This window comes from Pseudomonas sp. B19(2017) (assembly GCF_002113165.1).
Taxonomy (GTDB): domain Bacteria; phylum Pseudomonadota; class Gammaproteobacteria; order Pseudomonadales; family Pseudomonadaceae; genus Aquipseudomonas.
The window spans coordinates 15,252-38,339 of record NZ_NEJR01000014.1 but is presented as its reverse complement, the minus strand read 5'-3'; the positions used below and the strand labels follow the sequence as shown (position 1 = coordinate 38,339).

Genomic DNA, 23,088 nt, shown 5'->3' with positions numbered 1-23,088 from the left:
CAAGCCTAGGCAGGGCTGATGAACATCCTGTGACACAGGCTTTGGCCAGATACTGCCAGAAACGCGCCAAGCCAGCAGAACCGGGGCGGTTCCGTGGTCTACGCTGTAGCTTCAGGGCCTTCGCCGGCCCTTGCCTACATCAAACTGTCACGCAAGCAGCCTACCTTGGCTCGAGGTTTGCTGACCTAGACCAACGGTCACCAGACAACGGCTTCACTCATAACAACATCACTAAAGGCACCCACCCAAGGAGCTTCGGATGAAAAAGTTGTTCATGGCGTCACTGCTCGGCTCGGCTATTGCCCTGTGCACCTCGGCCATGGCCGCCGGCCCCGACCTCAAGGCCCTGGAAGACGCCGCCCGCAAGGAAGGTAACATCAACAGCGTCGGCATGCCTGATGCCTGGGCCAACTGGAAAGGCACCTGGGAAGACCTGGCCAGCAAGTACGGCCTCAAGCACAGCGACACCGACATGAGTTCGGCCCAGGAAATCGCCAAGTTCGAAGCCGAGAAGGACAACGCCAGTGCCGACATCGGCGACGTGGGCGCTGCCTTTGGCCCGATCGCCGTGAGCAAGGGTGTGAGCCAGCCTTACAAGCCGAGCACCTGGGACCAGGTACCGGAGTGGGCCAAGGACAAGGACGGCCACTGGGCGCTGGCCTATACCGGCACCATCGCCTTCATCATCAACAAGGACCTGGTCAAGAAAGACGAGCGGCCAACAACCTGGCACGACCTGGAGAAAGGCAAGTACAAGGTCGCCATCGGTGACGTCGGCACCGCTGCCCAGGCCGCCAACGGCGTGCTGGCTGCAGCGATCGCCTACAAGGGCGACGAGACCAACCTGGCACCGGGCCTGCAACTGTTCACCAAGCTGGCCCAGCAGAAGCGCCTGTCGCTGGCCAACCCGACCATCCAGACCCTGGAGAAGGGTGAGGTGGAAGTCGGCGTGGTATGGGACTTCAACGGCCTGAGCTACCGTGAGCAGATCGACCCCAAGCGTTTCGAAGTGCTGATCCCGTCGGACGGGTCGGTGATCTCCGGCTATACCACCGTCATCAACAAGTACGCCAAGCACCCGAACGCGGCCAAGCTGACGCGTGAGTACATCTTCAGCGATGCCGGGCAGATCAACCTGGCCAAGGGGCATGCGCGGCCGATCCGTGCCGAGCACCTGAAGCTGCCGGACGACGTGCAGGCCAAGCTGCTGCCCAACGAACAGTACAAGGCTGCGCAGCCGATCAAGAATGCCGAAGCCTGGGAAATGACTTCGAAGAAGCTGCCGCAGATGTGGCAGGAGCAGGTGATCATCGAGATGGAGTAAGGGGCTAGCTTAGCTAGCGCCTGGACGGGCCTCTTCGCAGGCTCGCCCGCTCCCACAGGTACCGCGCGCACCTCGAGGCTGGCGCACGACCCTGTGGGAGCGGGCGAGCCCGCGAAGAAGCCAACGCAGTTCATGACTGGAGCCACCATGCAACACAACGTCATCCTGGTCCTGCTCGACGGCCTCAACTACCAGGTCGCCCACCACGCCATGGGCCACCTGCACGCCTACGTCGAAGCCGACCGCGCCGCGCTGTACCGCGTGGAATGCGAACTGCCGTCGCTGTCGCGGCCGCTGTACGAGTGCATCCTCACCGGTGTACCGCCGATCGACAGCGGTATCGTGCACAACAACGTCAACCGCCTGTCCAACCAGCGCAGCGTGTTCCACTACGCCCGCGAGGCCAACCTTGGCACTGCCGCGGCGGCCTATCACTGGATGAGCGAGCTGTACAACCGCTCGCCCTTCGACCCGCAGCGCGACCGCCATACCCACGCACCGAAACTGCCGATCCAGCATGGGCTGTTCTACTGGGACGACCGCTACCCCGATTCGCACCTGCTGGCCGACGGCGAATACCTGCGCCGCCGCCACGCCCCCAACTTCCTGCTGGTGCACCCGATGAGTATCGACGATGTCGGCCACCACCACGGCCTGGACAGCAGCCAGTACCGCAACGCCGCGCGCAGCGCCGACATCCTGCTGGCCGACTACCTGCCGGGCTGGCTCGAAGAGGGTTACCAGGTACTGGTCACCGCCGACCACGGCATGAACAACGACCGCTCGCACAATGGCCTGCTGACCGAGGAGCGCGAAGTGCCGCTGTTCGTCTTCGGTGATGCGTTCAGCCTCGACCCTGCGGCCAAACCGCTGCAGACCGAGCTGTGCGGGACTATCTGCGAGCTGCTCGGCGCGCCGCATGACAAGAGCGTCTGCCGGGAGCTGCTGAAGTGACCGCCCCCAAGAGCAGCAGCGCCCGTGGCCGCTACCTGGCCCTGCTCTGCCTGTTACCGTTCGCCGTGTGCTTCGTCATCTTCCAGATCGCCCCGCTGGCTTGGGTGGCGATCAACAGCCTGCAATCGGAAGCGGGCTGGGGCGTGGACAACTTCAGCAAGGTATTCGCCTCGAAGTTCTACCTGCAGGCCCTGCAACGCAGCCTGGAGATCAGCTTCTGGTCGAGCCTGTTCGGCATCGTCATCGCCACCCTCGGCGCCTACTCGCTGCGCCAGGTGGACTCGAAGCTGCGCGACTTCGTCAGCGCCTTCGCCAACATGACCAGCAACTTCGCCGGGGTGCCGCTGGCCTTCGCCTTCATTATCCTGCTCGGCTTCAACGGCGCGCTGACCCTGTTGCTGAAGCAGGTCGGCCTGCTGGAAGACTTCAGCATCTATTCCAAGAGCGGGCTGATCCTGGTGTACACCTACTTCCAGATCCCGCTTGGCGTGTTGCTGCTGTACCCCGCATTCGACGCCCTGCGCGAAGACTGGCGCGAGTCGGCCGCGCTGCTGGGCGCCAGCCACTGGCAATTCTGGCGGCACATCGGCTTGCCGGTGCTGGCCCCGGCACTGCTGGGCACCTTCGTCATCCTGCTGGCCAACGCCCTCGGTGCCTATGCCACTGTCTACGCGCTGACCACCGGCAACTTCAACGTACTGCCGATCCGCATCGCCGGCCTGGTGGCCGGCGACATCAGCCTCGACCCCAACCTGGCCAGCGCCCTGGCAATGGTCCTGGTGGGGCTGATGACGCTGGTCACGGTGGTGCATCAATGGCTGCTGAAACGGAGCTACCATGCACGCTGACGCCCGTTCCGGAGGCTGGTACCACCGCGCCGTGGTCTACCTGCTGTTCCTCATACTGCTGCTGCCGCTGGCCGGCACCCTGCTCTACTCGCTGGCCACCAGCTGGTCGGCCAGCCTGCTACCCAGCGGCCTGACCTTCAAATGGTACATCGCACTGTGGAGCGAGCCGCGGTTCCTGGCGGCCTTCGGCCAGTCGCTGCTGGTGTGCGTGGGCTCCCTGATCCTGTCGGTGGTGCTGATCCTGCCGCTGCTGTTCGTGGTGCACTACCACTTCCCCAGGCTCGATGCACTGATGAACATTCTCATACTGCTGCCGTTCGCGGTGCCGCCGGTGGTGTCGTCGGTGGGGCTGCTGCAGCTGTACGGCAGCGGGCCCATGGCCATGGTCGGCACACCATGGATCCTGATCGGCTGCTACTTCACCATCGCCCTGCCGTTCATGTACCGGGCCATCACCAACAACCTGCAGGCGATCAACCTGCGCGACCTGATGGACGCCGCCCAGCTGCTCGGCGCCAACACCTGGCAGGCGGCGCTGCTGGTGGTGCTGCCGAACCTGCGCAAGGGCCTGATGGTTGCACTGCTGCTGTCGTTCTCGTTCCTGTTCGGCGAGTTCGTGTTCGCCAACCTGCTGGTCGGCACCCGCTACGAGACCCTGCAGGTGTACCTGAACAACATGCGCAACAGCAGCGGCCACTTCAACAGCGCACTGGTAATCTCGTACTTCGCCTTCGTGCTGGTACTGACCTGGGTCGCCAACCGCCTGAACAAGGACAAGACCTGACATGAGCTTCGTCAGCGTACAGAAACTGCACAAAAGCTACGCCGGCAGCCCGGTGTTCGAGAACATCGACTGCCGTATCGAGCGTGGCGAGTTCGTTACCCTGCTTGGCCCGTCCGGTTGCGGCAAGTCCACGCTGCTGCGCTGCATCGCCGGGCTGACCCCGGTGGACAGCGGGCAGATCCTGCTCGATGGCCATGACATCGTGCCGCTGAGCCCGCAAAAGCGTGGCATCGGCATGGTGTTCCAGAGCTACGCCCTGTTCCCCAACATGACCGTGCAGCAGAACGTCGCCTTCGGCCTGCGCATGCAGAAGGTCAAGACCGACGAAAGCCAGGCCCGGGTGCGCGAAGCGCTGGAGCTGGTGGAGCTGGGCAACTTCGCCGGGCGCTACCCGCACCAGTTGTCTGGCGGCCAGTGCCAGCGCGTGGCCCTGGCCCGCTCGCTGGTTACCCGCCCGCGCCTGCTGCTGCTCGACGAGCCGCTATCGGCGCTGGATGCACGTATCCGCAAGCACCTGCGCGAGCAGATCCGCGCCATCCAGCGCGAGCTGGGGCTGACCACCATCTTCGTCACCCACGACCAGGAAGAGGCGCTGACCCTGTCCGACCGCATCTTCCTGATGAACCAGGGGCGCATTGTCCAGAGCGGCGATGCCGAAACCCTCTACACCGCGCCGGTGGACCTGTTTGCCGCCGGCTTCATCGGCAACTACAACCTGCTCGACGCCGACAGCGCCAGCCGCCTGCTGCAGCGCCCGGTCACCAGCCGCCTGGCGATCCGCCCCGAGTCGATCACCCTGGGTATCAACGGCGAACTGGACGCCGAGGTGCGCAGCCACAGCCTGCTGGGCAACGTGATCCGCTACCGGGTGCAGGTGCGCGACGTGGAACTGGTGGTCGACGTGCTCAACCGCTCACCGGCCGACCTGCATGCGGACGGGCAACGGGTAAGCGTGTCGATCGACCCCACGGCGCTACGGGAAGTGGCCTAAGGAGAATCAACAGCATGGCACTGGCAATTTTCGATCTGGACGAAACCCTGATCCACGGCGACTGCGCGTCGCTGTGGAGCGAGCAGATGGCCCGCCTGGGCTGGGTCGACGGCAAGGAATTCCTGCGCCGCGACCATGAATTGATGGAAGCCTACGGCAGAGGCCACCTGCAGATGGAGGACTACATGGCCTTCAGCCTGGAGCCGATTGCCGGGCGTACCCTGGAAGAGGTCGAGCACCTGGTGCAGCCGTGGGTCGAAGATGTGATCGAGCCGATCATCTACGGCGACGCGTGCCGCTGCATTGCCGAGCACCGCAAGCGTGGCGATCGCATCCTGATCATTTCGGCGTCGGGTACGCACCTGGTCGGGCCGATAGCGGCGCGGCTGGGAGTGGACGAGTACCTGGCGATCGAACTGGAGGCGGTGAACGGGGTGTATACCGGCAAGACCCATGGGGTGCTGACGTATCGCGAAGGCAAGATCACGCGGTTGCTGGAATGGCTGGACCAGGAGCAGGAGAATCTGGAGGGGGCTAGTTTCTATTCCGACTCGCGCAATGACCTGCCGTTGTTGCTGAAGGTGGATCATCCGCATGTGGTGAACCCGGATGCGGTGTTGCGCGAGCATGCCGAGACCAATGGCTGGCCGATTCTGAGCTGGAGCTGAAGATTTGTGTGGGCCTCTTCGCGGGCACGCCCGCTCCCACAGGAATTACCACAAACTTGAGTGTTGTGCGGTCCCTGTGGGAGCGGGCGTGCCCGCGAAAGGGCCAGGCCTGCTTACACCAGGCTCGGGTCGATCACCATCACCAGCTTGCCCGACACCTGGTTGGTCTCAAGCTCGGCATACGCCGCCTGGGCAAACTCCACCGGGTAGGTATCCACCAGCTGCGGCGACAGGCGCCCTTCGGCAAACAGCGGCCACACCTGTTGCTGCAACTCGCTCAGCAACTCGGCCTTGAAACCGTCATCGCGGTTGCGCAGCGTGGAACCGGTAATCTCCAGGCGCTTGCCCAGTACCTGTGCCAGGTCCAGCTCGAACTTGCGCCCGCCCATCAGGCCGATGATCACCCAGCGCCCGTCACGGGCCAGCAGCTTGAGGTTGAGCTCGCCGTAGCTGGCGCCCACCGGGTCGAGAATCACGTCGAACGGGCCGACACCCTCCAGCGCCTCGAGGTTCTCGTTACGTACCACGCCACCGGCGGCACCCAGCGCCTCGCAGTAGGCCAGGCGGTCCTGCGAACCGACACTGACCCACACCGGGCTGCCGAACGCCTTGCACAGCTGGATGGCGGCCGAGCCAACGCCGCTGGCGCCAGCGTGCACCAGCACCTTCTCGCCAGCTTTCACGCCACCCAGCTGGAAGATGTTCAGCCAGGCAGTGGCATACACCTCCGGCAACGCCGCCGCTTCGTGCAGGCTCAGCCCTTCAGGCACGGGCAGCACGTGGCGGGCATCGACCACCACTTCCTCGGCCATGGCACCGCTGGCCAGCAGTGCGCACACCCTGTCCCCCACCCGCCAGTCGGCACCGGCACCCACTTCCTCGATCACTCCGGCGCACTCCAGGCCCATGTACGGGCTGGCACCGGGTGGTGGCGGGTACAAACCTTTCATCTGCAGCAGATCGGCGCGGTTCAACCCCGCTGCGGCCACGCGGATACGTACCTGGCCAGCGTCGCAGGCCGGGCGTTCGGCCTCGACCCAGGCCACATGTCCGTCAACGCCTTGCAATGCCTTCACAGTGCCTCCATAGTTGAATCATATGACCGAGCCTGGGATCGCTATGTCCCAGGCTTTTTGCAGTATGCGCCCGGCTCCCATGGAACCGGCGAACGGAAAAGACGGCCTACTATGCGTGATCAATTGCCTCCACGTCGAATCAGCATGAAGCATTTCCTCCCAAGCACCGCCCTGGCCCTGATGATCGGCCTGGGCAGCCTCACGCTCGGCGGCAATGCGGCGGCCGCCAACAAGTGGGACAGCCTGCAGCCGGACCGCGACGAGATCGTCGCCAGCCTCAACGTGGTGGAATTGCTCAAGCGCCACCACTACAGCAAGCCGCCGCTGGATGACGCCCGTTCGGTCATCATCTATGACAGCTACATCAAGCTGCTGGACCCGGCACGCAGCTACTTCACCGCTGCCGACATTGCCGAATTCGACAAATGGAAAACGCAATTCGACGATTTCCTCAAGAGCGGTAACCTCGACCCGGGCTTCACCATCTACAAGCGCTACCTGGACCGCGTCAAGCAACGCCTGGACTTCGCCCTGGCCGAGCTGAACAAAGGCGTGGACAAGATCGACTTCAACGCCAAGGAAACCTTGCTGATCGACCGCAAGGATGCCCCGTGGATGAAGGACCAGGCCGAGCTCGACGATTTGTGGCGCAAACGCGTCAAAGACGAAGTGCTGCGCCAGAAGATCGCCGGCAAGGAACCCAAGCAGATCCAGGAAACCCTGACCAAGCGTTACAAGAACCAGCTGGCGCGCCTGGACCAGACCCGTGCCGAGGACATCTTCCAGGCCTACATCAACACCTTCGCCCAGTCCTACGACCCGCACACCAACTACCTGTCGCCGGACAACGCCGAGAACTTCGACATCAACATGAGCCTTTCGCTCGAAGGCATTGGTGCGGTGCTGCAAAGCGACAACGACCAGGTCAAGATCGTGCGTCTGGTGCCGGCAGGCCCGGCGGCCAAGACCAAGCAGGTGGCGCCGGCGGACAAGATCATTGGTGTGGCCCAGGGCAACAAGGAAATGGTCGACGTGGTCGGCTGGCGCCTGGACGAAGTGGTCAAGCTGATCCGCGGCCCGAAAGGCTCGGTGGTGCGCCTGGAGATCATCCCGGCCAGCAACGCGCCTAGCGACCAGACCAGCAAGATCGTGTCCATAACCCGTGAAGCGGTGAAACTCGAAGAGCAGGCGGCGAAAAAGTCGGTGCTCAAGCTCAAGCAGGACGGGCGCGACTACAAGCTGGGTATCATCGAGATCCCGGCCTTCTACCTGGACTTCAAGGCCTACCGCGCCGGTGATCCGGAGTACAAGAGCACGACGCGTGACGTTAAGAAACTGCTCACCGAGCTGCAAAAGGAAAAAGTCGACGGCGTGGTCATCGACCTGCGCAACAACGGCGGCGGCTCGCTGCAGGAAGCCACCGAACTGACCAGCCTGTTCATCGAAAAAGGCCCGACCGTGCTGGTACGCAACAGCGACGGCCGCGTCGACGTGCTGGAAGACGAAAACCCTGGTGCCTTCTACAAGGGCCCGCTGGCGTTGCTGGTCAACCGCCTGTCGGCCTCGGCTTCGGAGATCTTCGCCGGTGCCATGCAGGACTACCACCGGGCGCTGATCATCGGTGGCCAGACCTTCGGCAAAGGCACCGTACAGACCATCCAGCCACTCAACCATGGCGAGCTGAAGCTGACCCTGGCCAAGTTCTACCGGGTATCCGGGCAGAGCACCCAGCACCAGGGCGTGCTGCCGGACATCGATTACCCGTCGATCATCGACACCAAGGAAATTGGCGAGAGCGCCCTGCCCGAGGCCATGCCGTGGGACACCATCCGCCCGGTGGTCAAACCGGCGGCCGACCCGTTCAAACCGTTCCTGGCCCAGCTGAAAGCCCAGCATGAAGCCCGCAGCGACAAGGACGCGGAGTTCACCTACATCCGCGACCGCCTGGCCCTGACCCAGAAGCTGATGAACGAGAAGACCGTCAGCCTCAACGAGCAGGACCGCCGTGCACGCCACGATGAGATCGAGGCCAAGCAATTGGCGCTGGAGAACATCCGCCGCAAGGCCAAGGGTGAAGAACCGCTGAAAGAGCTGAAAAAAGAGGACGAGGACGCGCTGCCGACCGAGGATGAAAACACCAAGCCGGAAGACGATGCCTACCTGTCTGAAACCGGGCGCATCCTGATCGACTACCTGAGTGCGAGCACCAAGGTGGCCAAGAAGTAAGGCGCTGCGCCAATGATGGCAAGTTAATGTGACTTGTCATCAAACAGTCTTTGCACTGTCGTGAAACAGAGGGGCCGGGCGTGGAAACGCTCGGCCCTTTCATTTTCAGGAATACGGCGCGCCCGCTCCCACAGGTTCACACAGCTCTTGAGCCTTGTGTTGTACCTGTGGACGCGAATCAGGCTGTTTCGGGGTAGCTGTATTCGAACACCCGGACGACTTCGGAGGCATGCCACGATGCCGCCTCCATGCCGTCTACCGGCCCGGAGAAGCGCCCCAGCCGCTCTACGCACTCGAAAAAGCCGGTACGCGGCAAACGGCTGGCGCCCTGACTGATCACCAGTGAGCTGCGCAAGGGCTGCTCGGCGCGGGCATCCAGCACTGCCAGGTATTCCAGCGCGGCAGTGAGTGTCTGCATGGCCGGGCTGGGCAACTGCAAGCGCTCGATCAGCGCTCGGTACGTCAGCAAGTGACGTTGACGACGGGCCAGGTCAAGCTCGCCCAGCAGGTTATCCCAGTGCTGACGGCTGATCCTGACCTGGCTCATGATGGCTCGCTCCAGCCAGCCACCCCCAGATGCCAGGCCAGGGCTCGGCGGATGGCAGCATCCGGCTGGCGCTCGCCCGATTCGATCATGGCCAGATAAGCCGGGCTTACCCCGACATTGCGCGCCAGTTGCTCAGGGGCAATGCCCTTGGCCTGGCGAATTTGCGCAACTTCGCTGAATGCTGGCAATGGCGCACTGGCAGCGGCGCTACTCGCCTCACTGGCAACCACCTCGACAGGCGCCTGCCCGGCAGCCTTGAGCAGTGCCTGGTACTGCTCCCAGGGAACGACGGCGTACTCGGGCTGACCGTCCCGGCTGATTACCTGAATACCCATTACAAACCCCTTTAGAAAGGATTACAGCATGTAATCCGTAGGCATAACCCTTATGCCAATTATATTACCAACTCCGGGGTCTGTGCAGTTGAGGTGTCGCTCAGGCGGGTTTCACTGCGTGTTGCGCTCCAGACGCAGCGCTTCGGGGGTGGCTGGCAGGCGCTCGACCACCCGCAGCCGCTCGGGGGCCTGGCTGTCGCGCCAGGCCTTGAAGCGCGCCAGTTCATCAGCCACAGTCTTCAGCACCCACCCCAGCACCGCGATGTCGTCGAGGAAACCCACACCCAGCAACCAGTCGGGGATGGCGTCGATGGGGCTGACGAAATACAGCAGCCCGGCGACGATGGTGACCAGAGCCTTGGGGCTGATGGCGCGGTACTCGCCACGCCACCAGGCCAGGCACAGCGACTGCAGTACTTTCACGTCTTCACGCAGCTGGCCAATCCGCGGGCCTTTGCGAGCTACCGCAAACAGCAAGGCGGGCAACCGGCCACGGCTGAGCAGGCGCTCGGCCAAGGGCAGGAAACGGGCGAAATTCCAAGGTGCGCTCATGGAGCCTCCAAGTGGAAAGGTTATCCACATTTATTGTGGATAACCTTGTGAACAGGGCGACGTTTGTGACCCCGGGTGCCTGCCAGGCAAGGGCCCCGGTCAGATCGGGCGTTTTTTACACAGTCGTTTCACACCATGGCTGCGTCCGCCGCAAACGAATTGCATCAGAAGCATCTTGCTTCTTTACGCTGCATTTCCTCGGACAGTATCAGTAGTTGCAGGTTCGTCCAACTATCCGGCACAAACGAAAACGCCCCGTCAGGACGGGGCGTTTTGCGTGGGCCAGCCAGTGTTACTTGGCAGGCGCTTCGGCCGGGGCCTCAGCAGGTGCTTCCGCTTCTGGCTCGGCGCCTTGCAGCTGGGCAGGATCCTTGATGGCGATCAGTTCCAGGTCGAATACCAGTACCGAGTTGGCCGGGATCAGCGGGCTTGGGCTTTGTGCACCGTAGGCCAGTTCAGCCGGGATGAACAGCTTGTATTTCTCGCCGACGTGCATCAGCTGCAGGCCTTCGACCCAACCCGGGATCACGCCACTGACCGGCAGGTCGATCGGGCTGCCGCGCTCGACGGAGCTGTCGAACACCTTGCCATCGATCAGCTTGCCTTCGTAGTGGACGGTGACCACGTCGGTCGGCTTGGGCTGCGGGCCGTCGGCCTTCTTGACCACTTCGTACTGCAGGCCCGAGGCAGTGGTGACCACGCCTGGCTTCTTGGCGTTTTCCTCGAGGAATTTCTTGCCGGCCGAGGCGGCTTCTTCGCTGGCCTTGGCCAGGCGCTCTTCGGCACGTTTCTGCAGCGCAGTGAAGGCCTCTACCAGCTCTTCGTCCTTGATGCGCTGTTCCTTCTTGCCAACGGCGTCTTCGATGCCGAGGGCTACTGCTTTCGAATCAAGGTCTTCCATGCCTTCCTGAGCCAGGCTCTTGCCCATGTTCAGGCCGATACCGTAGGAGGCTTTCTGTGCCGGAGTCTTCAGCTCGGGGCTGCTGGTCTGTTGATCACAGCCAGCCAGTACCAGGCCTACCAGGGCAACCGCAGCCGCCAAACGATGCTGTTTCATGCTATTTCCTTGTTCATGCGCCAAAAGGGCAATCAGGGTAAAGCCGCGAGCTTAGCAGGCGGCCATGACCAATGGCTACCGGCATAGGAGCGGGTTTTGGTAAGGAAGTTCAGTAGTTAAAAGGTTATTCATCAAAGGATGTGCAGCCATTGGCCAGTATTGACCGGTTGTGCCGCTTTCGCGCAGTTTTGCGGGATATTTATTTTTGCTGAATGCTGAGAAGCATGCACTGGCCCTATCGCCGGCAAGCCAGCTCCCACAGGTTGGCCACAGGCCCGAAGCAGGTGCTAATCCTGTGGAAGCTGGCTTGCCGGCGATAGGGCCGAACCTGCGCTCAGGGGTAATTGCCCTCACGGTACTGCCCTGCCACCTCGCGCAGCACTTCGCACACCCACTGCCCCGCCAGGCTCTGCGGCAAGGCGGCATTGCGACAGATGCCGACCGAACCGCCGGGTTCGCGCAAGCCCAGGTCGAGTTCGACCAATTCGCCACGGCGCAAATCGAGCAGCACCGCATCGCGCGGCGCCACCCACACTGCATCGCTGCCCAGCAAGTAGCGCCGGCTTAGCGCCAGCGACAGGGTTTCCAGGCGCTGGGCCGGCATCTGGATGCCACATTGTACGAACAGGCTGTCGGCATGCTGGCGGATGGTGGTGCCTGCAGGCGGCAATACCAACGGGTAACGCCCCACCTGCAATCGCTCCACCGGCGTGCCGGCCAGCAACGGGTGGCCGGGCCGCACCACCAGGCTCATCGACTCGCTGTAAAGATGCTCGAACGACAAGCCCTGGATCTGCGGGCTGTCAGTCATGCGACCGACCACCAGTTCCAGTTCGCCCAGGCGCAACTGGCCGAGCAGCTGCGCGCTGACCCCGGTGACCACACTGACTACCAGCGCGTCATGCCGCTGGTGCAGGCGGCACAGCACCTCGGGCATGAGCAGGCCCTCGACCGTGGACAGCACGCCGATGCGCACTTGCGACGGCGCCTTCGCCTCGCCACGCAGGCTGCTGACGCCATCGCGCAGGGCCTGCACGCTGGGCCCGGCATAACGCATGAAACGCGCCCCGGCCGGGGTCAGCTCGACGCCCTGGCGGCTGCGCGCGAACAGCCGCGTTTGCAGCAGGTCTTCGAGTTCCTTGAGGGTCTTGGAGATGGCCGGCTGGCTGATTGCCAGGATGTCGGCAGCCCTGGCCAGGCTGCCCTGCCGGGCAATCTCCAGGAAGCACAGCAGATGGCGGTACTTGATGCGGGTGTCGAGGTTCATGGGCTCAAGCTTACCGCATTGTCGGGGCTGATTATGCAGGTGGCCTGCACCGGCCCTTTCGCGGGCACGCCCGCTCCCACAGGGATCTGCACGGTTCTCAAGACATGTGCAGTACCTGTGGGAGCGGGCGTGCCCGCGAAGAGGCCGGTACAAGCGGCAGATGGATATCAGGCCACAGCCAGCTCCACCGCCTCCCCGTTCAAGCGTACCGGCCACACCCGCAGTCGCTGCCCGCTATCCTCCAGGCATTCCCCACTCTGCAGGCTGAAGTGCTGCTTGTACAACGGCGCCGCCACCACCAGTTCGCCCTGTACACTGCCCACCAGCCCGCGGCCGATTATGTTGGCGCCGGAGCGCGGGTCGCGGTTGTCCACCGCGTATAGCGGTTGCGCCTGCCCCGGCAGGTAGAACAGCGCCACCTGGGCACCGTCGAACCACACCACCACCCCTGAATCCGCCACCAGGTCATCCGCCTGGCACACGGCCTGCCAGTTCTCGTGGGTTTTCACAGCAGCATTGGACAGGTTCATCAGACAGCCTCCTCGACGGTTGGGATCAGGTGCAGCGGCGCAGCAGGCCGGCGCTGTTCGCGTTCGCGCACGAAGTGCACGTCCGGGTCGGCGCGGCGGTCGTTGACGAAAGTACGGAAGCGCTTGAGCTTCTCGGGGTCGCCGAGGGCGTTGGCCCATTCGCATTCATACTGGTCGACCACATGCTGCATCTGCGCTTCCAGCTCGCTGGCCAGGCCCAGGCTGTCATCGATGACCACCTGCTTCAGGTAGTCCAGCCCGCCTTCCAGGTTCTCGCGCCACACCGAGGTGCGCTGCAGCTTGTCGGCGGTGCGGATGTAGAACATCAGCACGCGGTCGATCAGGCGCACCAGGGTTTCGTCGTCCAGGTCGGTGGCAAACAGTTCGGCGTGCCGCGGGCGCATACCGCCGTTGCCACACACGTACAGGTTCCAGCCCTTGTCGGTAGCGATCACGCCGATGTCCTTGCTCTGTGCCTCGGCACATTCGCGGGTGCAGCCAGACACGGCGAACTTGAGCTTGTGCGGGCTGCGCAGGCCTTTGTAGCGGTCTTCCAGGCGCAGGGCCATGCCGACGCTGTCCTGCACACCGTATCGGCACCAGGTACTGCCGACGCATGATTTGACCGTGCGGGTCGACTTGCCGTAGGCATGGCCGGTTTCGAAGCCGGCCTCGATCAGTTCGCCCCAGATCAGCGGCAGCTCGTGCAACTGGGCGCCGAACAGGTCGATGCGCTGGCCCCCGGTGATCTTGGTGTACAGGTCGTACTTTTTCGCTACCTGGCCTATCACGATGAGCTTGTCGGGGGTGATTTCACCACCGGGGATGCGCGGCACCACCGAGTAGGTGCCGTTCTTCTGCATGTTGGCCATGAAGGTGTCGTTGGTGTCCTGCAGCGGCACCAGCGCCGGGTCCATGATCGGCTGGTTCCAGCACGAGGCGAGGATACTGCCCACCGCCGGCTTGCAGATGTCGCAGCCAACGTGGCCCTTGCCGTGGCGTTCGAGCAGTTCATTGAAGGTGCGGATACCCTCCACCCGCACCAGCCCGTACAGCTCCTGGCGGGTGTAGGCGAAGTGCTCGCACAGGCGCTTGTCCACCGCCACGCCACGGGCGGTCAGTTCGTGCTCGAACACCTGCTTGAGCAGGGCCGCGCAGCCACCACAACCGGTGGCCGCCTTGGTGCAGCCCTTGACTGCGGCAAGGTCGCCGCAGCCGCTGTCGATGGCGGCGCAGACCGCGCCCTTGTTGACGTTGTGGCACGAGCAGATGGTCGCGCTGTCGGGCAGTGCATCAGCACCCAGGGCCGGAGCCCCGCCGCCTTGCGGCAGGATAAGTGCCGCCGGGTCGGCCGGCAGGGCAATGCCGTTCTGGGCGTATTGCAGCAGGGTGTCGTAGTAGCTGTTGTCGCCAACCAGCACCGCACCGAGCACGCGCTTGCCGCTGGCGTCCACCACCAGCCGGCGGTAGGCGCTGTTGGCTTCGTCGATGAAGCGGTAGCTGCGTGCGCCCGGGGTGGCGCCATGGGCATCGCCGATGGAGCCGACATCCACGCCCAGCAACTTGAGCTTGGTCGACATGTCGGCACCGGTGAATTCGCCAGCGGTTTCACCCATCAGCAATGCTGCCAGGTTGCGCGCCATGCTGTAGCCTGGGGCGACCAGGCCGAACACACTGCCGTTCCACGAGGCACACTCGCCGATGGCGAAGATGCGTGGGTCGCTGCTGCGGCAGTGGTTGTCGATCACCACGCCGCCACGCGCGGCGATGTCCAGGCCACAGGCACGGCCCAGGGCATCCTGCGGGCGAATACCCGCAGAGAACACGATCAGGTCGGTTTCCAGGTGCTCGCCGCCATCGAAGTTCATGCGGTAGCGGTAGTCTTCACCCTCACTGATCGACTGGGTGGCGCGCGACAGATGCACGCCAACGCCCAGCGCTTCGATCTGTGCCTTGAGCGCGGCACCGCCCTCGCCGTCCAGCTGCACCGGCATCAGCCGTGGGGCGAATTCCACCACGTGGGCTTCCAGGCCCAGCGACTTGAGCGCGTTGGCCGCTTCCAGGCCGAGCAGGCCACCGCCCACGACCACACCACGGCGGGCACTGGCTGCGGCAGCGCGGATGGCATCGAGGTCGTCGAGGGTGCGGTAGACCAGGCGGGCATTGCCGCTGGAGCCTTCGATCGGTGGCACGAAGGGGTAGGAACCTGTGGCCAGCACCAGTTGGTCGTAACCGTAGCGCCCCTGGGCAGTGACCACTTCAAAGCGCTCACGGTCGATTTCCAGCACCGCTTCGCCGAGGTGCAGGTGCACACCGCTGGCGCCGTAGAAGTCCTGCCCGCACAGGGCCAGGGTTTCGGCACAGCTGCCGCCGAAGTACTCGGACAGGTGCACGCGGTCGTAGGCACGCTGGCGCTCTTCGCCGAACACATGCACTTCGAAGCGCTGCAAGGCGCCACGGCTGACCAGTTGTTCGACGCAATGGTGGCCGACCATGCCGTTGCCGACGATGACCAGTCGCTCTCGTTGCCCGCTGCTCGCTGTTGCCTTCATAAGCCGATCCTCGATCAAAAAAAAAGCGCCTGGAGCCGAAGCTCCAGGCGCCTTTGCCTGTATTCATCACGGTAGGGGGCCCGGGTTGATCGCCGTTGATCAGTGGGCTTTGTTGTAGCTGGGGTAAAGCAGGGAGTGTGCCAACCCTGTTTCCTGTGCCGGCCTCTTCGCGGGCACGCCCGCTCCCACAGGGTTCTCCACGTTTATTCAGACCTGTGCAGTACCTGTGGGAGCGGGCATGCCCGCGAAGAGGCCAGCACAGCAAATGCACATTCCAAGTGCATCACTCCCCGTCCTGGTGCACATCAATACACATCCCGCCGATACCGCCTGGCCTTGCCCAGCGCTTCGACATAAGCCGCAGCCGCCGCTGCATCCATGCCGCCATGCTCGGCGACGATGGCCCGCAACGCCGCATCCACATCCTTGGCCATGCGCTGCGCATCGCCACACACATAGAAGTACGCGCCCGCCTCCAGCCACTGCCACAACTGCGCGCCGTGATCGAGCATGCGCTGCTGCACGTAGACCTTCTCGGCCTGGTCGCGCGAGAACGCTGTGTCCAGGCGCAAGTGTCCTGTCGCCTGCCAGGCCTGCAGCTGCTCCCGGTAATAGAAATCGGTGGCCGCGTACTGCTCGCCAAAGAACAGCCAGTTATCCCCTTTCGCTCCACGTGCCTCTCGCTCCTCAAGGAAGGCCCTGAACGGCGCAATGCCGGTGCCGGGGCCGACCATGATCACCGGCACGCTATCGTCCTCGGGCAGGCGGAAGTGCTTCGATGCCTGCGGGAAGATGGCCACCTTCAGTGCCTGCGCACGGTCGGCAAGAAAGCTCGAACACACCCCTTTGCGCGCGCCATAGCGCACCGTGGAAACGGTCAGGTGCACCTGCTCCGGGTGCGCCAGCGGGCTGGAGCTGATCGAATACAGGCGCGGCTGCAATGGCTTGAGCAGCTCCAGCCAGCTGGCCAGCGGCAGTTGCTGGGGGAAGGCGCACAGCACATCGACCAGTTGCCGGCCCCACAACCAGTCCTGCAGCTCGGACTTGCACTCGGGCTGCAGCAGGCGCTGCAGGTCCGGGGCATTGACGGCGAAAGCCTGCAACTGCTGTGTGGTGACCTTGGCGATCTCCAGGTGCGCTTGCAGGGCTTCGGTCAGCGGCATGGCGGGCTGCCCTTTCAGTTCGACCAGGGTCTGGCCATCAAGCTGCATCAGCGCCAGCAGTTCGTCGACCAGGGCCGGACAGTTACGCGGCCACACGCCCAGGGCATCACCTGCGGCATAGGTGAAGCCGCTGCCGCTCAGGTCGAATACCAGTTGACGGGTTTCCTTGCTGGCACCCGGTCCGTTGAGCAAGCGGTTCTCCAGCAGCGTTGCGGCCCAGGGTTGTTGCTTGCCGTAGGCCGCCACTGGCAATGGCTCGGTGACCGGTTGCGGTGCCGCGGCGCTGCCTAGCGTGGGCAGCAGCGCATCCAGCCAGGCGGCGAAGGCGTCGTCGAAGTCCGGTTCGCAGTCCACCCGCTGCAGCAGGCGCCTCCCCCCCAGCTCGGCCAGGCGCTGGTCGAGTTTTCGGCCAAAGCCGCAGAACTGGTCGTAACTGGAGTCGCCCAGGGCCAGCACGGCAAAAGGCAGTTCGGCGCAGTGGGCTCCCTCCTCGCCCTGCAAGGCCTGCCAGAACGCCGCCGCGCTGTCGGGCGCGTCGCCATCGCCAAAGGTGCTGGCGATCAGCACCACGCTGGCGGCGCCCTGCAACTGACGGGGGCTGACCGCGTCCATGCAACTGAGCCGTACATCGAGGCCAGCGCTCCGCAGGTGCTCGGCACAGCGTTCGGCCAGCAGCTCGCCGTTGCCGGTCTGCGAGGCCCACAGAACCTGGTGCCGTGGCGCCGCCAGTGCCGCATCAGGCAGTACCGCCGGCTGGGCGAACAGCCCGGCCAGCAAGCCATCGACGAACAGCCGGCGGTTGGCAGCCAACGGCGCACTGGCCGGCAGGCAGGGCACGCCCTCGGCGCGGGCCTGGTCCAGCCCCAGCAGGAAACCTTGCAGGTAATGGCGCTCTTCCTCGGCCAGTACCGGGGCTGGCAAGGTGTCCAGGCCAAGCAGTCGGGACAGGGTGGCGGTGGGCATGCGGGTTGGCTCCGGAAGGGCAGTGTTCAGATCAACGGCTTCGATACGCTCGCCTGCAACCCGCTCAAGGGCCACGGCACAGTGCTTGAACGCCGGCTGCAGCGACAGCGGGTCGACCGCATCGCAGGTCACGGCGTTGATCGCCAGTTGCTCGCCGATCAGGTCGTTCCAGTGGAACGGGGCAAAGCAGTTGCCCGGCTTTACCCGGTCACTGATGCGCGCGGGCAGCACGGCCTGCCCGCGGCGCGAGCGAATGGCAACCTGGTCCTTTTCGGCGATGCCCAGGCGGGCAGCATCGTCGCGGTGGATTTCCACGAAGGGGCCAGGCTCGAGCTTGTTCAGCGCCGGCACCTTGCCGGTCTTGGTCAGGGTGTGCCACTGGTGCTGTACGCGTCCGGTATTCAGCACCAGGGGGTAATCGGCATCCGGCAGCTCCGCTGCCGGCAACCAGGGCCGGGCGAAGAAGCGGGCCTTGCCGCTGGCGGTCGGGAAGGCTAACGCCGGGCATTCGCCCTGGGCGTCGTACAACAGCGCCTGGCTACTGCCGTCGTTGCGGTAGCGCAGCGGGCTGCGCGGGTTTTCGCGGCCCGGGGCGCAGGGCCACTGGCGCGGCTGCTCGCGCAGTTCGGCATAGCCGATACCCCGCAGGTCGTAGCCAGTGGCCGGGTTATGGAAACGGCGAATCTCCTCGTATACCGCTTCGGCATCGGGGTAGTCGAAGGCGTCGGCGTAGCCCATGGCGCAGGCGACCCGGGCGATGATCTGCCAGTCAGGCAGGCTCTGCCCTGGCGCTTCGACGGCGCGCGGCATCAGGGTGAGGTTGCGCTCGCTGTTGATCATCACGCCCTCGCCTTCGGCCCACAGTGCGGCCGGCAGGAGGATGTCGGCGTAACGGTTGGTTTCGGTGTCGAGGAAGGCATCCTGGGTAATCACCAGTTCGGCCTGGCGCAGGCCGTCAATCACCTGCTGGCGGTTGGCGACACTGGCCACCGGGTTGCTGCAGATGACCCAGCAGGCCTTGACCGCACCGCTTTTCATCTGCTCGAACAGCGCCACTGTGCCCTCGCCGCCTTCGCTGCGCAGGCTGCCTGGCGCCAATTGCCACTGCTGCTCGACGAAGGCGCGGTCTTGCGCCACCAGCGCCGAGCGCTGCCCTGGCAGGCCGGGGCCCATGTAGCCCATCTCGCGACCGCCCATGGCATTGGGCTGGCCGGTCAGCGAGAACGGCCCGCTGCCGGGGCGGCAGATGGCTCCCGTGGCCAGGTGCAGGTTGCAGACTGCATTGGTGTGCCAGGTGCCATGGATGCTCTGGTTCAGGCCCATGGTCCAGCAGCTCATCCAGTTGCTGGCGCTGCCGATCCATTCGGCAGCCCTGATGAGGTCGGCCTCGGCCAGCCCGGTGATAGCGGCCACGCGGTCAGGGGTGTAAGCATCGAGAAAGGCCGGCAGTTCGTCCCAGCCTTCGGTGTGGCGGGCGATGAAGCCGGGGTCGGTGTGGCCGTTACGCAGCAGCAGGTGCAGCAGGCCGTTGAGCAGGGCCAGGTCGCTGCCGGGGCGCACCTGCAGGAACAGGTCGGCCTTGTCGGCGGTAGCACTGCGCCGCGGGTCGACGACGATCAGCTTGGCCCCCGCCTTGACCCGGTCGAGCAGCCGCAGGAACAGGATCGGGTGGCAGTCGGCCATGTTGGCGCCGATCACCAGGAATACATCGGCGTGCTCGAAGTCCTGGTAGCTGCCGGGCGGGCCGTCGGCGCCGAGCGACAATTTGTAGCCGCTGCCGGCACTGGCCATGCACAGGCGCGAGTTGGACTCGATGTGACGGGTGCGGATAAAACCCTTGGCCAGCTTGTTGGCCAGGTACTGTGCCTCCAGCGACATCTGCCCGGACACGTACAGTGCCACGGCGTCGGGGCCGTGCTGGTCGATGATGCCGCGCAGGCGCGCAGCGGCGGCGGCGATGGCCTGGTCGATGCCGGTTCGCGCTGGCTGCTGGCTGCGCTGCTGGCGCACATAGGCATCTTCCATGCGCCCGGCGGCGGTCAGCGGCAGGTGTGCGGTGAGACCTTTTGTGCACAGGCGGCCGAAGTTGCTGGGGTGCTGCTTGTCGCCGCTGATCTTGCCGACCTTGCCATCGGCAACGCTCATGACGATGCCGCAACCGACGCCGCAGTAGGGGCAGACGCTGCGCACTTCGCTATTGACCATGGGCGGGCTCCTGTAGGGAACGCAAAAAGGCGCCGGCTGCCCCTGCTTGCTGGGCAAGCGGGGCAACACGGCGCCTTTGTCGTGAGGTTTTTGTGGGCTGTCGACGTTGATAGCCCTGGGTAGCGGTAGATCAGCAATTAATGGGCCAGCTGTGCCGGCCCTTTCGCGGGCATGCCCGCTCCCACGGGGATATCGCAAGGCCTGAGGGCAGTGCTGTACCTGTGGGAGCGGGCGTGCCCGCGAAGTGGCCGGTACAGGCTGTGCACCATGCGATGGCAACCCCACACCCCATGGCGCTATGCTGGGGCACATTCCAGCACGAGCCACTGCACTCCACCATGTCCCAGGTGATTATCAAGACCCCCGCCCAACTCGACCTGATGCGCCGCGCCGGCCAGCTGCTGGCCCAGGTGTTCGCGGACCTCGACAGCTTCATCCGCCCTGGCGTGACCACCATGCAGATCAACGACCGCGCCGAGGCGTTCATCATCGGCACGCTCAAGGCCCGCCCGGCGAGCAAGGGCCAGTACGGGTTCCCCTATTCGCTCAACACCTCGGTGGACCATGTGGTGTGCCATGGCATGCCCAAGGTCGATGAAGTGCTGAAGGAAGGCTCGATCATCAACGTCGACATCACCCTGGAACAGAACGGCTATATCGCCGACTCGTCGAAGATGTACAGCGTCGGGCCGATCAGCGATGAGGCGCAGCGCTTGGTCGACACCACCTATGACGCGCTATGGAAAGGCATCGAACAGGTACGCCCCGGGGCAAGGCTGGGCGATGTCGGCCATGCCATCCAGACCCATGCCGAAGCGGCCGGCTACAGCGTCGTGCGTGAGTATTGCGGGCATGGCATTGGCCAGCAGATGCATGAAGGGCCGGAGGTACTGCACATTGGCCAGCGCGGGATGGGCCTGAAGTTGCAGCCGGGGATGGTGTTCACCATCGAACCGATGATCAACCAGGGCGGGCGCGGGACGCGCACCTTGAAAGATGGTTGGACAGTGATAACCCGTGACCACAGCTTGTCGGCTCAGTGGGAGCATACGGTGGCGGTGACCGAGGAGGGTTTTGAAGTGCTGACGTTGCGGGAAGAAGAGCGTCGCAGCTGAGATTGCCGGGGCTGCTTTGCAGCCCATTCGCCGGCAAGCCAGCTCCCACAGGGATAGCGCATGGCTTGAGATCAACGCGGTCGAGGTGGAAGCTGGCTTGCCGGCGATGAGGCCCTGACAGGCAATAGAAGATAGTTTTTTGCTCAATGTAGAAACAAAAAAAGCGACCCTAAGGTCGCTTTCTCTGTGACTTCCGGGTGTTCAGTAGGCCCTGGAAGCGGAATATGGCGCAGCGGACGGGACTCGAACCCGCGACCCCCGGCGTGACAGGCCGGTATTCTAACCGACTGAACTACCGCTGCGCTAAACATCGAGTGGTGGGTGATGACGGGATCGAACCGCCGACCCTCTGCTTGTAAGGCAGATGCTCTCCCGGCTGAGCTAATCACCCATGTCTCTCGGTGTGGCGCGCATTCTACGGGCGACTTGGCGCTCTGGCAAGCTCTTATCGAACTTTTTGCAAATTTCGCTGAAACACCAAATCGCAGGCACAAAAAAAGCGACCATGAGGTCGCTTTCTCTGTTACTCCCGGGTGTTCAGTAGGCCCTGGAAGTGAAATATGGCGCAGCGGACGGGACTCGAACCCGCGACCCCCGGCGTGACAGGCCGGTATTCTAACCGACTGAACTACCGCTGCGCTAAACATCGAGTGGTGGGTGATGACGGGATCGAACCGCCGACCCTCTGCTTGTAAGGCAGATGCTCTCCCGGCTGAGCTAATCACCCTTCGTCTCGGTGTGGCGCGCATTCTACGGACGGCTCCGTACACTGGCAAGCACTTTTTAAACTTTTTTCAAAAAAAAACTCAGGCCTTTCAAAGACCTAGCGTTCCCTCGTGCATCTTTGCATCCAACAACGGCTACTGGCACTCCGACAGGGCTGGCCTGAGACCGCCGCTCGGAGAATAATGCGCGCCTTATGCATTAAGGAGAGATTGCCCCTCATGTGGTTCAAGAACCTGCTGACCTACCGCCTGACCCAGGATGTCCCGTTCGAGCCTGAAGCGCTGGAAGCGGCCCTGGCCAGCAAGCCGGCCCGCCCCTGCGCCAGCCAGGAGCTGACCACCTATGGTTTCGTCGCGCCGTTCGGCAAAGGCGAAGACGCTCCCCTGGTACATGTCAGCGGCGAGTACCTGCTGATTGCCGCGCGCAAGGAAGAACGCATCCTGCCCAGCAGCGTGGTCAATGACGCGGTGAAGGAAAAGGTCGAAGAGATCGAGACCGAGCAGATGCGCAAGGTCTATAAAAAGGAACGCGACCAGATCAAGGACGAGATCATCCAGGCCTTCCTGCCGCGCGCGTTCATCCGCCGCTCGATGATCTTCGCCGCCATCGCCCCGCGCCTGGGCATGGTCCTGGTCAATTCCGCCAGCGCCAAGCGTGCCGAAGACCTGCTGTCGACCCTGCGTGAAGTGATGGGCTCGCTGCCGGTGCGCCCGGCCACCGTGAAAATCGCACCGGTCGCTACCATGACCGAGTGGGTCAAGTCGCAGCAAGCTGCCGAAGGCTTCTATGTGCTGGACGAATGCGAACTGCGCGACACCGCCGAAGACGGCGGCATCGTACGCTGCAAGCGGCAGGACCTGACCGGCGAGGAAATCCAGCTGCACCTGAGCACTGGCAAGGTGGTCACCCAGTTGGCCCTTGCCTGGCAGGACAAGCTGTCGTTCATTCTGGATGACAAGATGGTGATCAAGCGCCTGAAGTTCGAAGAACTGCTGCAGGAGCAGGCCGAACAGGACGGTGGCGATGAGGCTGCCCAGCAGTTCGATGCCAGCTTCCAGTTGATGATGATGACCTTTGCCGAATTCCTGCCGGTGCTGTTCGAGGCGCTGGGCGGGGAAGAGATTCCGCAAGGGGTTTGAGTGGTCTGAAATGCCGGTGCTGGCCTGAAAATCATTTTTCGCCTGCACCGGCCCTTTCGCGGGTGA

The 23,088-nt window shown here is 63.9% G+C and carries 18 protein-coding genes and 4 tRNA genes; 9 read left to right on the top strand and 13 right to left on the bottom strand.

Annotation, left to right across the window (positions count from 1 at the left end):
- Nucleotides 1-259 precede the first annotated feature (259 nt).
- From CAF70_RS18460 to CAF70_RS18435, 6 genes are all read left to right on the top strand, one after another.
- Complete coding sequence (locus CAF70_RS18460; RefSeq protein ID WP_085626305.1) at nt 260-1,324, top strand: ABC transporter substrate-binding protein; 1,065 nt, start codon at nt 260-262, stop codon at nt 1,322-1,324.
- A gap of 147 nt (nt 1,325-1,471) precedes the next feature.
- On the top strand, nt 1,472-2,278 hold the full coding sequence (locus CAF70_RS18455) for an alkaline phosphatase family protein (RefSeq protein WP_025338062.1): 807 nt from the start codon (nt 1,472-1,474) through the stop codon (nt 2,276-2,278).
- Nucleotides 2,275-3,126: an ABC transporter permease subunit gene (locus CAF70_RS18450; protein WP_085626304.1), complete on the top strand. Its 852-nt coding sequence runs from the start codon at nt 2,275-2,277 to the stop codon at nt 3,124-3,126. The genes CAF70_RS18455 and CAF70_RS18450 overlap by 4 nt, the downstream gene beginning before the upstream one ends.
- Nucleotides 3,116-3,910 carry an ABC transporter permease gene (locus CAF70_RS18445; protein ID WP_085626303.1) on the top strand — a complete coding sequence of 265 codons (795 nt, stop codon included), beginning with the start codon at nt 3,116-3,118 and terminating at the stop codon, nt 3,908-3,910. Before CAF70_RS18450 ends, CAF70_RS18445 begins: the two co-directional genes overlap by 11 nt.
- 1 nt (nt 3,911) lies before the next feature.
- Nucleotides 3,912-4,901, top strand: a complete 990-nt coding sequence (locus tag CAF70_RS18440) for an ABC transporter ATP-binding protein (protein ID WP_085626302.1) — start codon at nt 3,912-3,914, stop codon at nt 4,899-4,901.
- A gap of 14 nt (nt 4,902-4,915) precedes the next feature.
- On the top strand, nt 4,916-5,569 hold the full coding sequence (locus CAF70_RS18435; protein WP_085626301.1) for an HAD family phosphatase: 654 nt from the start codon (nt 4,916-4,918) through the stop codon (nt 5,567-5,569).
- Between the two features lie 113 nt (nt 5,570-5,682).
- Here CAF70_RS18435 and CAF70_RS18430 read toward each other — a convergent pair whose 3' ends face one another.
- Nucleotides 5,683-6,645 (bottom strand): NAD(P)H-quinone oxidoreductase, encoded by a 963-nt coding sequence (locus tag CAF70_RS18430; RefSeq protein ID WP_085626300.1) that lies wholly within the window; start codon nt 6,643-6,645, stop codon nt 5,683-5,685.
- Nucleotides 6,646-6,789: 144 nt separating this feature from the next.
- Between CAF70_RS18430 and CAF70_RS18425 the strand changes: the two genes are divergently transcribed.
- Nucleotides 6,790-8,871: a carboxy terminal-processing peptidase gene (locus CAF70_RS18425; protein WP_178076399.1), complete on the top strand. Its 2,082-nt coding sequence runs from the start codon at nt 6,790-6,792 to the stop codon at nt 8,869-8,871.
- A 178-nt stretch (nt 8,872-9,049) separates the two neighbouring features.
- On the opposite strand, the gene CAF70_RS18420 is transcribed toward CAF70_RS18425, so the two are convergent.
- The 8 genes from CAF70_RS18420 to CAF70_RS18385 all read right to left on the bottom strand — a co-directional run bounded on the left by CAF70_RS18420 (nt 9,050) and on the right by CAF70_RS18385 (nt 20,042).
- The gene (locus CAF70_RS18420; RefSeq protein ID WP_013971408.1) at nt 9,050-9,418 is read right to left on the bottom strand and encodes a hypothetical protein; all 369 of its coding nucleotides are present in this window, start codon (nt 9,416-9,418) and stop codon (nt 9,050-9,052) included.
- On the bottom strand, nt 9,415-9,753 hold the full coding sequence (locus CAF70_RS18415; RefSeq protein ID WP_085626298.1) for a helix-turn-helix transcriptional regulator: 339 nt from the start codon (nt 9,751-9,753) through the stop codon (nt 9,415-9,417). The genes CAF70_RS18420 and CAF70_RS18415 overlap by 4 nt, the downstream gene beginning before the upstream one ends.
- A 111-nt stretch (nt 9,754-9,864) precedes the next feature.
- Nucleotides 9,865-10,305 (bottom strand): YkvA family protein, encoded by a 441-nt coding sequence (locus CAF70_RS18410; protein WP_085626297.1) that lies wholly within the window; start codon nt 10,303-10,305, stop codon nt 9,865-9,867.
- A gap of 292 nt (nt 10,306-10,597) precedes the next feature.
- Nucleotides 10,598-11,362, bottom strand: a complete 765-nt coding sequence (locus CAF70_RS18405) for an FKBP-type peptidyl-prolyl cis-trans isomerase (protein ID WP_085626296.1) — start codon at nt 11,360-11,362, stop codon at nt 10,598-10,600.
- Between the two features lie 334 nt (nt 11,363-11,696).
- Entirely contained in the window at nt 11,697-12,629 is a 933-nt protein-coding gene (gene pcaQ, locus CAF70_RS18400) for a pca operon transcription factor PcaQ (protein ID WP_085626295.1), read from the bottom strand.
- A gap of 167 nt (nt 12,630-12,796) precedes the next feature.
- Nucleotides 12,797-13,159, bottom strand: coding sequence for a nitrite reductase small subunit NirD (gene nirD, locus CAF70_RS18395; protein WP_085626294.1), 363 nt, complete (start codon nt 13,157-13,159; stop codon nt 12,797-12,799).
- Nucleotides 13,159-15,711: a nitrite reductase large subunit NirB gene (gene nirB, locus CAF70_RS18390; protein WP_085626293.1), complete on the bottom strand. Its 2,553-nt coding sequence runs from the start codon at nt 15,709-15,711 to the stop codon at nt 13,159-13,161. The genes nirD and nirB overlap by 1 nt, the downstream gene beginning before the upstream one ends.
- A gap of 305 nt (nt 15,712-16,016) precedes the next feature.
- Nucleotides 16,017-20,042 (bottom strand): bifunctional nitrate reductase/sulfite reductase flavoprotein subunit alpha, encoded by a 4,026-nt coding sequence (locus CAF70_RS18385; protein WP_085626292.1) that lies wholly within the window; start codon nt 20,040-20,042, stop codon nt 16,017-16,019.
- A gap of 338 nt (nt 20,043-20,380) precedes the next feature.
- Between CAF70_RS18385 and map the strand changes: the two genes are divergently transcribed.
- Nucleotides 20,381-21,157: a type I methionyl aminopeptidase gene (gene map, locus CAF70_RS18380; protein WP_085626291.1), complete on the top strand. Its 777-nt coding sequence runs from the start codon at nt 20,381-20,383 to the stop codon at nt 21,155-21,157.
- 225 nt (nt 21,158-21,382) lie between these two features.
- Here the strand turns inward: map and CAF70_RS18375 are convergent.
- The 4 genes from CAF70_RS18375 to CAF70_RS18360 form a co-directional block, all read right to left on the bottom strand.
- Nucleotides 21,383-21,459 (bottom strand) — tRNA-Asp (locus CAF70_RS18375).
- Between the two features lie 13 nt (nt 21,460-21,472).
- A tRNA-Val gene (locus tag CAF70_RS18370) sits at nt 21,473-21,548 on the bottom strand.
- A 170-nt stretch (nt 21,549-21,718) separates the two neighbouring features.
- Nucleotides 21,719-21,795 (bottom strand) — tRNA-Asp (locus CAF70_RS18365).
- A gap of 13 nt (nt 21,796-21,808) precedes the next feature.
- Nucleotides 21,809-21,884, bottom strand: a tRNA-Val gene (locus tag CAF70_RS18360).
- 217 nt (nt 21,885-22,101) lie between these two features.
- Between CAF70_RS18360 and rdgC the strand changes: the two genes are divergently transcribed.
- Nucleotides 22,102-23,022 (top strand): recombination-associated protein RdgC, encoded by a 921-nt coding sequence (gene rdgC, locus CAF70_RS18355; RefSeq protein ID WP_085626290.1) that lies wholly within the window; start codon nt 22,102-22,104, stop codon nt 23,020-23,022.
- Nucleotides 23,023-23,088 lie beyond the last annotated feature (66 nt).